The 13,896-nt window shown below is 66.7% G+C and carries 14 protein-coding genes and 1 pseudogene; 8 read left to right on the plus strand and 7 right to left on the minus strand.

The window, feature by feature from the left end; genetic code table 11:
* Window positions 1–142: 142 nt before the first annotated feature.
* From LH475_RS13155 to LH475_RS13165, 3 genes are all read right to left on the minus strand, one after another.
* Entirely contained in the window at window positions 143–1,006 is an 864-nt protein-coding gene (locus tag LH475_RS13155; protein ID WP_297414518.1) for a universal stress protein, read from the minus strand.
* A 109-nt stretch (window positions 1,007–1,115) separates the two neighbouring features.
* Complete coding sequence (locus LH475_RS13160; RefSeq protein ID WP_196844180.1) at window positions 1,116–1,259, minus strand: flavodoxin family protein; 144 nt, start codon at window positions 1,257–1,259, stop codon at window positions 1,116–1,118.
* A 25-nt stretch (window positions 1,260–1,284) separates the two neighbouring features.
* Window positions 1,285–2,340: a zinc-dependent alcohol dehydrogenase family protein gene (locus tag LH475_RS13165; protein ID WP_196844179.1), complete on the minus strand. Its 1,056-nt coding sequence runs from the start codon at window positions 2,338–2,340 to the stop codon at window positions 1,285–1,287.
* 266 nt (window positions 2,341–2,606) lie between these two features.
* Between LH475_RS13165 and LH475_RS13170 the strand changes: the two genes are divergently transcribed.
* Window positions 2,607–3,461, plus strand: a complete 855-nt coding sequence (locus LH475_RS13170; RefSeq protein ID WP_196844178.1) for a universal stress protein — start codon at window positions 2,607–2,609, stop codon at window positions 3,459–3,461.
* A gap of 109 nt (window positions 3,462–3,570) precedes the next feature.
* Window positions 3,571–5,274, plus strand: a pseudogene (locus LH475_RS13175) (GAF domain-containing sensor histidine kinase).
* Here the strand turns inward: LH475_RS13175 and LH475_RS13180 are convergent.
* The gene (locus tag LH475_RS13180; RefSeq protein WP_196844176.1) at window positions 5,174–5,860 is read right to left on the minus strand and encodes a response regulator transcription factor; all 687 of its coding nucleotides are present in this window, start codon (window positions 5,858–5,860) and stop codon (window positions 5,174–5,176) included. The pseudogene LH475_RS13175 and the gene LH475_RS13180 overlap by 101 nt on opposite strands.
* Before the next feature lie 90 nt (window positions 5,861–5,950).
* Complete coding sequence (locus LH475_RS13185) at window positions 5,951–6,283, minus strand: metal-sensitive transcriptional regulator (protein WP_297414522.1); 333 nt, start codon at window positions 6,281–6,283, stop codon at window positions 5,951–5,953.
* A gap of 136 nt (window positions 6,284–6,419) precedes the next feature.
* On the opposite strand from LH475_RS13185, the gene LH475_RS13190 reads away from it, so the two are divergent.
* From LH475_RS13190 to LH475_RS13210, 5 genes are all read left to right on the plus strand, one after another.
* Window positions 6,420–6,644: a cation transporter gene (locus LH475_RS13190; RefSeq protein WP_196844174.1), complete on the plus strand. Its 225-nt coding sequence runs from the start codon at window positions 6,420–6,422 to the stop codon at window positions 6,642–6,644.
* Window positions 6,644–8,887 carry a heavy metal translocating P-type ATPase gene (locus LH475_RS13195; RefSeq protein ID WP_196844173.1) on the plus strand — a complete coding sequence of 748 codons (2,244 nt, stop codon included), beginning with the start codon at window positions 6,644–6,646 and terminating at the stop codon, window positions 8,885–8,887. The genes LH475_RS13190 and LH475_RS13195 overlap by 1 nt, the downstream gene beginning before the upstream one ends.
* Before the next feature lie 182 nt (window positions 8,888–9,069).
* Complete coding sequence (locus LH475_RS13200; protein ID WP_196844172.1) at window positions 9,070–10,749, plus strand: FAD-dependent oxidoreductase; 1,680 nt, start codon at window positions 9,070–9,072, stop codon at window positions 10,747–10,749.
* A complete protein-coding gene (locus tag LH475_RS13205) occupies window positions 10,746–11,048 on the plus strand; it encodes a rhodanese-like domain-containing protein (protein ID WP_196844171.1) in 303 nt (100 codons plus the stop codon). The genes LH475_RS13200 and LH475_RS13205 overlap by 4 nt, the downstream gene beginning before the upstream one ends.
* Before the next feature lies 1 nt (window position 11,049).
* Complete coding sequence (locus LH475_RS13210) at window positions 11,050–11,331, plus strand: metal-sensitive transcriptional regulator (protein WP_297414525.1); 282 nt, start codon at window positions 11,050–11,052, stop codon at window positions 11,329–11,331.
* 414 nt (window positions 11,332–11,745) lie between these two features.
* Here LH475_RS13210 and LH475_RS13215 read toward each other — a convergent pair whose 3' ends face one another.
* Both LH475_RS13215 and arsB read right to left on the minus strand, forming a co-directional pair.
* The gene (locus tag LH475_RS13215; RefSeq protein ID WP_196844169.1) at window positions 11,746–12,150 is read right to left on the minus strand and encodes an arsenate reductase ArsC; all 405 of its coding nucleotides are present in this window, start codon (window positions 12,148–12,150) and stop codon (window positions 11,746–11,748) included.
* 25 nt (window positions 12,151–12,175) lie between these two features.
* Window positions 12,176–13,246 carry an ACR3 family arsenite efflux transporter gene (gene arsB / locus LH475_RS13220; RefSeq protein WP_297414552.1) on the minus strand — a complete coding sequence of 357 codons (1,071 nt, stop codon included), beginning with the start codon at window positions 13,244–13,246 and terminating at the stop codon, window positions 12,176–12,178.
* 158 nt (window positions 13,247–13,404) lie between these two features.
* Between arsB and LH475_RS13225 the strand changes: the two genes are divergently transcribed.
* Window positions 13,405–13,782: a metalloregulator ArsR/SmtB family transcription factor gene (locus LH475_RS13225; RefSeq protein WP_196844167.1), complete on the plus strand. Its 378-nt coding sequence runs from the start codon at window positions 13,405–13,407 to the stop codon at window positions 13,780–13,782.
* The last annotated feature ends 114 nt before the right edge of the window (window positions 13,783–13,896 follow it).

Consider the following 13,896-nt stretch of genomic DNA (forward strand, 5'->3'; position numbering starts at 1 on the left):
CCCCCCCCGGGGCCGGGGGGGCGGGGCCCCCGGGGGGGGTTCGCCTGCGCGGGGGGGCGGGGGCGGGGCGCCGGGGGGGGGGCGCCCAACCCCGGGCCCCGGGCCCCACCTCCCGCGTTTCGCGTGGCGCGGGTGATAGAGCTCAGGCGGGGGGAGCGGGGATGACCACCGTGGGCGACTGAATGTTCAGCACTATTGAGTGACTCACCGAACCGAGCAGCAGTTTCGAGACGCCCTTGAGCACATGATCACCGACGACGAGCAACGCGGCCCCACGTGCGGCGTTCAGCAGCGCTGATTGTGGGGCGCCGCGCACGAGCGAGGCGCGAATACCGAGCGCGGGAAAGCGCCGCGACACGGCGAGCAGCGACTCGTCCAGGATGCGTCGATGCGAGTTTTCGAGCGTCTGCAGAAAACGGGCGTCGGGTTCGGTCGTGTCGCGCCACACCAGCGGTTCCTGCCAGGCGTGGATCGCGTGGAGCTCCTGACCGGTACGATCGGCCTCCGCCGCGGCGAAGTCCACAGCGGCATTCGACGCCGCCGAACCGTCGACGCCGACCACGATGCCCGAATGATGTTCGTTGTCACTCTCCGGAATGATCGCGATCGGTCCGTCGGCCGAACCGGCCAGTCGGGCACCCATCGACCACTCGTAGCGCAGAGTCGATCCGCGGCGGCGGTGCGTTCCGACCACGACGAGGATGTCCGTTCCGCTCAAGGCGCGCAGCTCGGTGATCGGGTCGCCGGAACGCAGATCGGCGTGCACCGTTCGCGCCGGATACTGCGCGCTCACCCGGTCGGCGTCGTCCTTGAGCAACTCGTGGGCGCGCACCGTGGCGGATTCGTCCGTGAAGTAGTCGGCCGACGAGACCGTGCGCTCGAGCACGCGCACCAGGGTGAGGTCGCCGCTGACGGACCGGGCGAGGGACCAGTCCAAGGCGGCCCTGGCGGGTTCCGATCCGTCCCAGGCGACCACCGTCTGGCTCTGTGCGAGTGTGTGGGTCATGAGGTCAATTCCTTCTCCGGTGCAGTATCACGGGCGGGAATGTCACGACCTGCACCAACGCTTGTTCTTCAGGCTAGCCATGCGCGGCCCCCCCGAGTAGGGCCTTAGGTCACGACCCCGTCTGAATCGATCCGGTGTTGTTCGACGGATGCCGCGGCTCGGGTGTCGACCGCTCCACCAGCATGGCGCCCCACGCCTCGGCGACGAGACGGGTATTGCCGTACATCGATTCGAAAACGATCAGGGCGCGCATGAAACCTCCAGGAGGGTGAAGCGAACTAGCGGGAAATGACGACCTTGAGCGCCTTGGTTTCAGCAGCGCGACCAAAGGTGTCGTATGCCTCGAGAAACTGGTCGAAGCTGAAGTGGTGCGTGGCCAGCTTCTCCGCCGGCAGTTTTTTACTCGCGACGAGCTTGAGCAGCATTTTGGTGGTGTTGGCGTTGACCAGGCCCATGCTGATGTTGATGTTCTGAATCCACAGGTTCTCAAGGTGCAGGTCGACCGGCTTGCCGTGCACACCGACGTTGGCGACATTGCCGCCCGGGCGCACGATCTCGGTGGCCATGGTGAAGGTCTGCGGAATGCCGACGGCCTCGATGGCGACGTCGACGCCCGCTCCGTCGGTCAGGGCGAAGACCTGTTCCTTCCAGTCGGCGGCGGCGGAGACGACCGTGTCGGTGGCGCCGAAGTCGCGTGCCCGCTCGAGGCGGTTCTCATCGAGGTCGATGGCGATGATGGTCGCGGCACCGTAGAGGCCGGCGGTGGCGATGGCGGCGAGGCCGACCGGGCCGGCGCCGATCACAGCGACGACATCGCCGGGCTTGACCCGACCGTACTGCACGCCGATCTCAAAACCGGTCGGCAGAATGTCGCTGAGCATGACGCCCTGGTCATCGCTGACGCCCTCCGGCAGCTTGTGCAGGGAATTGTCGGCGTAGGGCACGCGCACGAAATCGGCCTGGGTGCCGTCGATGAGGTGGCCGAACACCCAGCCGATGCCGGAGGCGCCCTCGTCGCCGAGACAGTGTGAATAGAGCCCGTTGCTGCAATTGCCGCAGTGACCGCAGCTCTTGATGCAGGAGATGATGACCCGGTCGCCGACCTTCAGGTTACTCACCGACGAGCCGACCTCGGTGATCGTGCCGACGCCCTCATGGCCGAGGATGCGACCGACCGTAACGGCGGGAACGTCGCCCTTGAGTATGTGCAGGTCGGTGCCGCAGATCGTCGTGGTGTCCACGCGTACGATCGCATCGGTCGAACTCTGCAGTTTCGGGTCGGGAACGTCAGTCCAGCTCTTCAGGCCGGGGCCGCCATACACAAGTGCCTTCACGGGTATCTCCTTGATTCGCGAATGTGGGCGGGCAAACGACCCGTCAGAGTCACGGTACGACCGAAGAGTCGGTGCGACAAGGGCCAAAAGTCCCCTCGCGCCGGCGGCGACCATTCGCGGCGCATATCGGCCCAATCGGGACTTCCGGCCCTATTCGTCGGCACCGTCGGCTGACAGGATGGGTTCACGGCGACGGGGCATCAGCTCCTCGCTCGTAGCGGGGGACTCCTCTTGCTGCGACCCGCGATCCAGAACGAGGTAGAGCAATGAACCGGATGATTGTGGTTGGCATCGATGATTCGGCTGCCGGCGAGACCGCCCTTTCGTGGGCCATGCGCCGGGCCGAGAGCGTCAAGAGCCCGGTAACCCTCATGCACACCGTGTACGAGACCTGGCTGGCCGACGGATACGGCTACTACGACTCCATTCTCGACGCCGAGAAGAAGCTGCTCGCCGAGGCTGGAGCCCGGGCCGCGGCCCTGGCCCCCCTCGTTGCCACCCAGACAGAGCTGCGCACCGGCAGTGCGCCGCGCGTGCTCAGCGAACTGTCGAAGGACGCCGACCTCATCGTCGTTGGCACCGATCAGAAGGGCCGGGTCGAAGGCGAACTTTTCGGCAGCGTGAGCCTGCAGATCGCGGCGCTGTCGACCTGCCCCGTCGCCGTCATCCCGTCATTGCCGGAAAGCGTGCGCTCCGGCGTCTACGTGGGCGTCGACGGTTCGGCCGACTCGGTCACCGCGGTGGCGTTCGCCGCCGCCGAGGCCGACCGCACCGGCCAGGACCTGTATGCCCTCTACGCGGTGCATCTGCCGAGTCGCCGTGTGCTGCGCAGCATTCCGGCCGACGCCGTGACCGAGCGCATGGAAGAGGAACGCGTCGTGCTCGCCGAGTCCGTGGCTGGCCTCACCGCGCACTACCCCGACCTCGTGGTGCACCAGATTCTCGAAACCGACGAATCGCCGGCCCGGGCCCTCGTCTCCGCCGCTCAGCATGCCCAGTTGCTCGTGGTTGGCAGCCGGGGCCGTGGCTCGCTGCAGCGCCTGCTGATGGGTTCGGTCAGCCACGAGGTCCTGCTGCACATCACGTGCCCGACAATTGTCACCAGAACGACCCGTAAGTAGGTCCAACTCCACGAAGTCATGCCAAGGTTAGATCACCAGATGGCTTGCTGGGGGAGGGACGACGATGACGGATCAGACCGCCACCGAACTTGCCCTCACCCAAGACCGTATGCGGGGTCTGCTCGACGCCGTCGTGTCGGTGGCCGAAGACCTGAGCCTGGAAGCGGTGCTCGAACATGTCGTCACCGCGGCCTGCCAGCTCGTGCAGGCCAGATTCGGCGCCCTCGGCGTGATCGGCCCCGACCAGGCGCTCAGCCATTTCGTCACCGTCGGGCTCGACGAAGAGACAATCCGTCAGGTTGGTGCACTGCCGGTCGGGCACGGCGTGCTCGGCCTGCTCATTCGGGAACCGCACCCCATTCGGCTGCACGACCTGCACGATCACCCCGACTCGTTCGGCTTTCCCGCCCATCACCCGCCGATGAGGTCATTTCTCGGCGTTCCGGTGCGAGTGCGCGACACGGTGTTCGGCAACCTCTATCTCACCGAGAAAGAGGGTGGCGGCGACTTCACCGACGAAGACCAGGAACTAGCCGTCGCGCTCGCCGCAGCCGCCGGCGTCACGATCGAAAACGCCCGCCTCTACGACGATGCCCGCGCCCGCGGACGCTGGCTGGAGGCGGTCGCTGAAATGGGCCGTGACCTGCTGCGACCCGTCGACGGCGACGAAGACAACGGCCTCGACTTCGTCGCCCAGCGAGTGCTCGTTGCGTCCGGGGCTGAACTGGCCGTGATCGGATTTCCCACCCACGACAGCCTGTACTGCGCGGCAGCGGTCGGCGCCACGGCGGCCGGCCTGGTTGGTACGACCGTGCGCCTGCAGGCCGGCGTGCTGAGCGAGTTGCAGAAAACCGGCCGGTCAGCCACGCTCGCCAGACCGCCACTTCAGGCAGCGGATGCCGCGCCCGACTCCGCCGCCCAGTGGTCGCAGCTGGGCTCCACGCTCATTGCCGCCCTCGGGCCGGCTGGCGACGGGCAGGGAGTGATTATGCTGTCGCGGGCACTGGCATCCACTGGTTACAGCCTCACAGATGTGGAGATGAGCGCGGTCTTCGGCACCCAGGTGTCACTCGCCCTTGAACTCGCCTCGGTGCATCGAATGCGCGAAGAGCAGGCCGTGCTCGGCGACCGCGACCGCATCGCCCGTGACCTGCACGACCTGGTCATTCAACGGCTGTTCGCCGCGGGGCTGAGCATGCAGAGCCTTCGGCGGTTCACCAACGATCCCATCGCTCTCGACCGCATCAACGCCGTCACCACCGAGCTTGATGACACCATTCGGGAACTACGCGACACGATCTATTCCCTGCGCGGAGTGGCCCAGGACACCGGCACGCTGAGCAGCCGAATTCTGGCCGTGATCAAAGAGGGGGCGCAGGGCCTGCCGTTCGCGCCGCGCATTCGCTTGTCGGGACCGATCGATGCGCCGCTTTCCGACGATCTCGGCAGCAGCGTGCTCGCGGTCATCTCGGAGGGGCTGAGCAATGCCGCGCGCCATGCCCGGGCGAGCGCGATCGACATCTCGGTCGACGCCCAGGCCGATCGCATCAAGCTCGTCATCGCCGACAACGGCTGCGGCTTCAGTAAGCCCACCAGGCGCAGCGGATTGGATAACCTCAAGGAGCGCGCGGCGTTGCTCGGCGGTAAGTTCTCGGTTCGTAGCGTCCCGGGCGAGGGAACCCGGCTGCGCTGGTCGGCGCCGGTGCCGGAGACTACCGTGGGCGTTCGTCTCCGCGTTTCGCGACGTACACGGCAGCCTGGGTTCGGCGCTGAAAATCCAGCTTCGCCAACATCGACGACACGTAATTCTTGACCGTTTTCTCGGCCAGAAACATGGTCTGACCGATTTCACGGTTGGTCAGGCCCTCGCCGATGAGGTCGAGCACCTTGCGCTCCTGCTCGGTGAGTGACGCGAGGCGGGCGTCTTGCGGGTCGGCCAGTCCGGCGATGATGCCCGCCTTCACGACCGGATCGAACAGGGATTCGCCGGCGGCGGCGCGACGGATCTTGCCGAGCAGATCGGTGCTGCGAATCTCTTTCAGCACGTAGCCGGCCGCGCCGGCGAGCACCGCGCCGCGCAACGCCTGCTCGTCGTCGTAGCTCGTGAGAATGAGGCACTGCAGCGAAGGATCGATCGAGCGCACGTCACGACACACTTCGATGCCGGTTCCGTCGGGCAGGCGGGCGTCAAGAATGGCCACATCGGGTCGCAGCTGCAGGATCATGACGATGGCCTCAGCCGCCAGACCGGTGTCGGCGACGACGTCGAAGCCCTCGCCCTCCAGCAATTCGCGCAGGCCGCGGCGCACCAGTTCGTGGTCGTCGAGAATGAAGACGCGAATGGGAGGAGCAGGCAGAGCCTCAGCCGTCGTCGGGGGTGCGCTGTGCGGCAGGTTCATGGTGGTCCTTCCCGATTGGGCACGGGGGTCTGGGTACTAACAGTGTTGCGTGCTGTTAGACCGGGGGACTAGGGCCAAAGGTCCGGTCCTTCAGGAACGCACCAACCGGGCGATGGCCGCGGATGCCTCCTGCAGCTTGGCCTCGGCTTCGGCGCCACCGGCCATGGCCGCGTGCAACACGCAGTGATTGAGGTGATCGTCGAGCAGGCCGAGAGCGACCGATTCGAGCGCGCTCGTCATCGCCGAGATCTGGGTCAAAATGTCGATGCAGTACTTGTCGTCGGTCACCATGCCCTGCAGACCGCGGGCCTGGCCCTCGATGCGGCGCAGTCGTTTGAGGTAAGCGTCCTTGTTTGAGATGTAACCGTTTGAGATGTAACCGTGCGGGCCGTCGTGGGTCTCGGCCGGGTCTGACTCGTGCATAACAATGTCCTCTGCGTCGCTCGCGAACCCCGTGTCCCACTGTACCCCCTCGGGGTATAGTTTGGGGGATAGTACCCCCAAGGGGTATGCTCGGATGGACACCTCTTCGGGGGGTAGAAAGCAATGAGGTATGACAATGAGTACCACGACCGCCTACGGCGTTGCCGGAATGACCTGCGGCCACTGCGTCGCGAGCGTGACCGAAGAGATCGGGCTCATCGCGGGCGCCGAAAACGTGACCGTGGAGCTCGTCACGGGCGGCACGTCGCAGGTGACCGTCACGAGCACGGGCGCACTGGACCGCGCCCTGGTCGCCGCGGCCGTCGAGGAGGCGGGCTACCGGCTGGTAGCTGCAGCCTGATGACCGCCGGCCAACAGGTTGACCTGCTCGTTGGGGGCATGACCTGCACCTCGTGCGCCGCGCGCATCGAGAAGAAGCTCAACCGGATGCCCGGGGTCGCCGCCACGGTCAACTACGCCACCGAAAAGGCGAGCGTTTTTGTGCCGGCCGGCACGAGCATCGACGACGCCATCAAGACCATCGAAGCCACCGGCTACACGGCCGTGCGGCCGTTGCCAGTGCCGCTGGGCGACTCGGCCGTACCCGATGCCGCCGACGTGGAGGTGTCGGTGCTGCGCCAGCGACTACTCGTCTCGGCCGCGCTGGCCCTGCCGGTCGCCGCCCTGTCGATGATTCCCGTGCTGCAGTTCACGAACTGGCAGTGGTTGGCCCTGACGCTCGCAGCCCCGGTCGCGGTGTGGGGCGCCTGGCCGTTCCACCGCGCCGCGTGGGTGAACGCCCGCCACGGGGCGGCGACCATGGACACACTGGTCAGCGTCGGCGTGCTCGCTGCCCTCGGCTGGTCGCTCTACGCCCTGTTCTTCGGCATGGCCGGTATGCCCGGCATGACCATGAGTTTCACCTTCTCCGCCACCCCGGGTAGTGGCGCCGACGAGATTTATCTCGAGGTGGCATCCGCCGTCACCGTGTTTATTCTGGCCGGTCGCTACGCGGAGGCGCGAGCGAAGCGCAACTCCGGTGCGGCCCTCCAGGCCCTGCTCGAGCTCGGCGCGAAAGAGACCACCCTGCTGCGGGATGGCGTGGAGAGTCGCATCAGCACCGCCCTGCTCGTGGTTGGTGACCAGTTTGTGGTGCGGCCAGGGGAGAAGATCGCGACGGACGGGGTGATCGTTGACGGGGCATCCGCTATCGATGCGAGCCTGCTCACCGGCGAATCGGTGCCGATCGAGGTGGGGCCCGGCGACAGTGTTGTGGGCGCCACGCTGAACTCCGGTGGGCGACTCGTGGTGCGAGCGACCCAGATCGGTGCCGACACCGAACTGGCCCATATCGGCCGCCTGGTGGAACAGGCGCAGACCGGAAAGGCCGAGGTGCAGCGCCTCGCCGACCGGGTCTCCGGCGTGTTCGTGCCGATCGTGATCGGGCTGGCCCTCGCCGCGCTGGCTGGCTGGCTGTTGGTTGGTGCCGGCGCGGCGATGGCGTTCACCGCGGCCGTTGCCACGCTGATCATTGCCTGCCCGTGCGCGCTCGGGCTGGCGACGCCGACCGCGCTGCTCGTGGGAACGGGGCGCGGCGCGCAGCTGGGCATTCTGATCAAGGGGCCGCAGGTTCTGGAATCCACGCGCCGCGTCGACACGATTGTTCTCGACAAGACCGGTACTGTCACCACCGGGCGCATGACGCTGTCGACCGTTGAAGCGTGCCAGTGCGGTGACGTAGACGAGCTGCTGCTACTGGCGGGGGCTGCGGAAAGTGGATCGGAGCATCCGATTGCCCGCGCCATCACCCTGGGCGCTCGCACGCGGCTCGGCCCGCTGCCCGATTCGTCGGCCTTTGCGTCGGAGCAGGGACTGGGGGTGCAGGCCACGGTCAATGGACGCGAGATTCTGGTCGGGCGACCGGCCTGGCTCACCGAGCGGTGGCAATTGGTGGTGCCGAGCGCAATGCAGGCCGTGAAGGCAACCGCCGAGGGACTCGGCAAGACGGCCGTCATGGTGGCCTGGGAGGGCAAGGTGCGCGGTGTGCTCACCGTCGCCGACACCATCAAACCCACGAGCAAGGCCGCGATCGCGCGCTTTCGTTCCCTCGGGCTGACGCCGCTGCTGGTCACCGGTGACAACGAGATCGTGGCGCGCAGCGTCGCGGCCGAGTGCGGCATCACCGATGTGACCGCCGGGGTGCTGCCCGCCGACAAAGCGCGGGTGATCCGCTCATTGCAGGCGCAGGGTCACGTGGTCGCAATGGTTGGAGACGGCGTGAACGATGCCGTGGCGCTCGCCACTGCGGACCTCGGCATTGCAATGGGGACGGGCACCGACGTCGCCATTGAGGCGAGCGACCTCACCCTCATGCGCAGCGATTTGCTCGCGGCAGCGGATGCCATCCGGCTGTCTCGGCGCACCCTCACCACAATCAAGGCGAACCTGTTCTGGGCCTTCGCCTACAACGTCGCGGCGATTCCGCTGGCGATGTTCGGGCTGCTGAATCCGCTCATCGCCGGTGCCGCGATGGCACTGTCGTCGGTCTTCGTGGTGACCAACAGTCTGCGCCTGCGCGGGTTTCGCGCGCTGCACGACGCCTGAGTCGGAGATGCCTTCCGTGTGAGTGCGTTCCCGGCCCGGAACGCGGGCCCATGTTCTATCCTGGGCCCGCGTGCGTAAGGTGGGCCCGGGTTCGTCAGGCAGGCCCCGGCGAGCGCTGGGTGGGCGTGCGTACGGGCTTGTGCGCAAATACCCTATGGGGTATCCTCGACCCGGAGGTAAATGTGAAAATCATCATCGTCGGCGGAGTTGCGGGCGGCATGTCGGCGGCCACCAGGTTGCGCCGGCTCGACGAGACGGCCGAGATTATCGTGTTCGAGCGCGGGCACTACGTGTCGTTCGCGAACTGCGGCCTGCCCTATTTCGTCGGGGGCGTCATCCGTAATCGCGCTGAACTGCTGTTGCAGACCCCGGAATCCCTCGGTAGCCGCTTCGCGCTCGACGTACGCATCGACACCGAGGTCGTGCGGATCGACCGCGTTGCCCAGACCGTCTCGGTGCGCAACATGCTCACCGGCGCCGAAAGCGTCGAGGGCTACGACCGCCTCGTGCTCGCGGCCGGTGCCTCGGCCCGAGCCGGTGCAACCGACAGTCCCATTCCGACGCACACGCTGCGCACGGTCGACGACGTCGACCACATCACCGCGGTACTGGCGACAGTGGGCGCGGCATCCGCTGTGGTCATCGGTGGCGGCTTCATCGGCCTCGAAGCCGTCGAAAATCTCGTGCATCGCGGCGTTCGCGTGACCCTGGTGCAGCGCGGACCCCAGATCTTCACCCCGCTCGACCCCGAAATGGCGGCCCCCGTGCTCGACCGGCTGCGCGAACGCGGCGTCGACGTGCGACTCGGTACTACTGTGACACGGGCCACCAGTATCGGGGCTGCCGAGCCCGGCCTGGTCGAGCTCAGCGACGGCACGAGCGTGCCCGCCGACCTCGTGATCGACGCGAGCGGCGTGCGCCCCGACCTGACCCTCGCCGAGCAGGCCGGCCTCAGAATCGGCCAGAGCGGCGGCGTCTGGGTCGACGACACCCAGGCCACGAGCGACCCGCTCATCTTTGCGGTCGGCGACGGCGTCGAGAAAACCGATGCCGTCAGCGGCGCAGGCCAGCTCGTCACCATGGCCGGCCTCGCGAACCGCCACGGGCGCTCCGTCGCCGACAGCATCGCTGGCACCCCCGAGCACGCCGCCCCGGCCCTCGGCACCGGAATCGTCGGAATCTTCGGCCTCACCGTGGCTCTGGTGGGCTGGAGCGAGAATCGCCTCGTGGCCGCCTCGCGCGCCCACCGCATCGTGCACACCCACCCCGCCAACCACGCCGGCTACTATCCCGGCGCGGAGGGGATGTCCATCAAGCTCCTGATCGACGCCGAGTCCGACGCTATTCTGGGCGCGCAGATTGTGGGTGGTACGGGGGTGGACAAGCGCATCGACGTACTGGCGGTCGCGATGGCGGCGGGGATGAGCGCATCGGCTTTGATGCGGCTGGAACTCGCCTACGCGCCGCAGTACGCCTCGGCGAAAGACCCGATCAATCAGCTCGGCTACGTCGCCGATAACCTCGCGCAGGGTACGAGCGTAAACCTGCAATGGCACGAGTTGGAGGCGATGCGCGCGACCGGCTCCGTGCTCGTCGATGTTCGTTCCCCGGGTGAATTTCTAGCCGGCAGCATTCCGGGCGCGATCAACGTGCCACTCGACGACCTGCGCAAGCGACTGGGCGAGCTGCCGCGGGTACCGCTGATCGTGCACTGCCAGGTTGGCCAGCGCGGGCATACCGCCGCGCGCATTCTCAGCCAGCACGGATTCGACGTGCGCAATCTCGATGGCGGCTACCGCACCTGGCTGGCCGGAACGTCTAGCCTTAGTGTTTCCTCACCTGCTGAAAGGGTTCTCGTATGAAAGAAATCACCGTCACCGAGCTGTCCGTACTCTCCGCGCCCGTCGTCGTTGACGTGCGCGAACCGTGGGAGTTCGACGCCGCTCACGTTCCCGGCGTCATACACATTCCGATGGGCGAGGTCGTTGAACGAATCGGCGAGATTCCGGCGGATGTGCCGGTGCACGTCATCTGCGCCGTCGGCGGACGCAGCGCGCAGGTCGCCGAGTACTTGACCCAGCACGGGCACGACGCCATCAACATCGCTGGCGGTACGAATGCCTGGCAGCAGGCCGGACTTCCCATTGAGCAGGGTGCCTGAGGTGGCGATCAAACCCGACGCGGACTCCCGAACTGCCGAGCAGAAGAAGATTCTCAACCGGCTGCGCCGTGCGCAGGGGCAGCTGACCGCGGTGATCGCCGCGGTCGAGGGCGGCGGCAACTGCCGCGATGTCGTCACTCAGCTCGCCGCCGTGTCGAGTGCCCTCGACAAGGCCGGCTTCGTCATCGTCTCCACGGCGATGCGCCAGTGCCTCGAGAACCCCGACAACGAGAACTCGCTGACGGTGCCCGAGCTCGAGAGGTTGTTCCTGACTCTCGCGTAGCGGTTGTAGCTTGACCCCGCCTTCCGGGCCCGGGCCCGGAACGTGTCGGATCGGATCGGATCGAGGCGCAGTGCGGGCCACTGCGATGCCCCGGGCCGCCACAACTCACCGCCGTGACAACTGCACTGCGGTGGTCGTTGGTGCGACGGCTGGGAGCGGCAGGAACCGCAGTCACGCCGGTGGGACAGACGCCGGTATCGGATGGCACGAGTTGCACGAGGCGGGCCGTGGCCACGGTGCCGGCGCACTCGTCGTCGTCTGGCCAGCCGGCTCAACGAGCTCCCCGCCGACGAAGCGTTCACTGGTTTCTGCGGCGAACACAACAAGGAACGAGCCAGTGAGTTCGCCGGCCAGTCGTGTGAGCGACTCATCGGGGTGGCTCAGGCCGCAAAAGGCCGCGCGGGTTGGTCGTGATCAGGCCTGAACGGGCAGAATCTCGGCGAGGAGCCGCTCGATGCGCGCCTTGATCTCATCGCGAATCGGGCGCACGCTCTCGATGCCCTGACCGGCCGGGTCGTCGAGCTGCCAGTCCTCGTAGCGCTTGCCGGGAAAGATCGGGCAGGCGTCGCCGCAGCCCATGGTGATCACGACGTCGGACTGCTTGACCGCCTCGGTCGTGAGAATCTTCGGTGAGTTACCCGTGATATCGATGCCCTCTTCGGCCATCGCGGCGATCGCGACCGGGTTGATGCGGTCTTTCGGTTCAGATCCGGCCGAGAACACGTCGACGCGACCCTGCGCCAGGGCGTTCAAAAATCCAGCGGCCATCTGCGAGCGCCCGGCGTTGTGCACGCAGACGAACAGTACCGAGGGTTTCATGGAACTCTTCTTTCTTCAGGGTGGACTAAACGAGTGTGCGAGCGGATGCCGCGGCCGGCGTCGGCGTGTCGGCCGCCGGCATCCGCTCGGGAAACAGGCGGGGTTTGAGCCAGAGAGCGACGTAGACGAGGGCGAGGAGGGCTGGAACCTCGATCAGCGGACCAACGATGCCGGCGAGGGCCTGACCGCTGAGTGCGCCGAAGGTTCCGATAGCGACTGCGATCGCGAGCTCAAAGTTGTTGCCGGCAGCCGTGAAGGCGAGCGTCGTGGTGCGCTCGTAGGTCATGCGCAGCAGGCGTCCGGTGAGAAATCCGCCCAGGAACATTAGAGCGAAATACAGAAGCATTGGCAGCGCGATGCGCGCGACATCGCCGGGGTGGTCGATGACCTGCTGGCCCTGCAGGGCGAACAACATGACGATCGTGAACAGCAGTCCCCAGAGCGCCAGCGGCCCGACCCGGGGCAGAAAACGCTCCTCGTACCAGTGGCGACCGCGTCGCGCCTCGCCGATGCGGCGGGACAGGTAGCCCGCGAGCAGAGGGATGCCGAGGAACACGAGCACACTCGCGGTGATCGCCCAGATCGAGAATTCGGCGCTCGTCGTCGACAGGCCGAGCCATCCCGGCAGCACTTGCAGGTAGAACCAGCCGAGCGCGCCAAAAGCGGCGACCTGAAAGACCGAGTTCACGGCCACCAGAAAGGCGGCGGCTTCACGGTCGCCGCAGGCGAGGTCGTTCCAGATCAGGACCATGGCGATGCAGCGGGCGAGTCCGACGATGATGAGGCCGGTGCGGTATTCCGGCAGATCGGGCAGAAAGATCCAGGCCAGGGCGAACATCAGGGCCGGGCCGACAAGCCAGTTCAGTAGCAGGGAGGAGACCAGCAGGCGCGTGTCGCCGGCGACCGCACGGGCATCCGTGTAGCGAACCTTGGCGAGCACCGGATACATCATGATGAGCAGTCCGATGGCGATGGGCACGCTGATCGACCCGATCGTGAACGCGTGCAGCAGGTCGCCGACGGCGGGAACGGACACGGCCAGAATCAGCCCGAGGCCCATGGCGGTGAGGATCCAGACTGGCAGTAGCCGGTCCATCGCGCCGAGCCGACTGGGGGTGGACGCCGTGGTGCTCACAAATCTCCAAGTGGTTGTGACAGCGGGGGTTCCATCGAAGCGCGGTAACATTGATCGTTGTCGATGCCTACGCTAGAACAATATATCGACCAATGTCAATCTAAGGAGACCGTGTTCAGATGACGTTTACCCGCACGCTTCTGCTGACCGACATTTCTCCTCCTGTTGCAGCAGCGGATGCCGCAGCCTGCTCTTCTCCGCTGGCCCGCGAGGCGATCGGCTCCCTGCACGCCGAGACTCTCGCCCGCTCCCTCAAGGCCCTCGCCGACCCGGCCCGATTGCGCATCATCTCCATCGTGGCCGCACACGCCGACCAGGAGGCCTGCGTCTGCGACCTGACCGGCCAACTCACGCTGAGCCAGCCGACGATCTCGCACCATCTCAAGGTGCTCGTGGAGGCGGGCTTTCTGGCCCGCGCCAAACGCGGCACCTGGTCGTACTACAGCCTCGTGCCCGGCTCGATCGACTCCGTCGCCGGGGTGCTCGCCGCCGTCTGACGCTGCCAGGGGCTGCGTTCGAACTCCTCGACCAGTTCAGCACCGCTCAGGCCAGAACGGCCCTATCCGTTCGGCCGGAATGCGGCCAAGCTGATAACGGAGCAGTCGAGGCGA

Source organism: Cryobacterium sp., from assembly GCF_026786305.1.
GTDB lineage: Bacteria > Actinomycetota > Actinomycetes > Actinomycetales > Microbacteriaceae > Cryobacterium.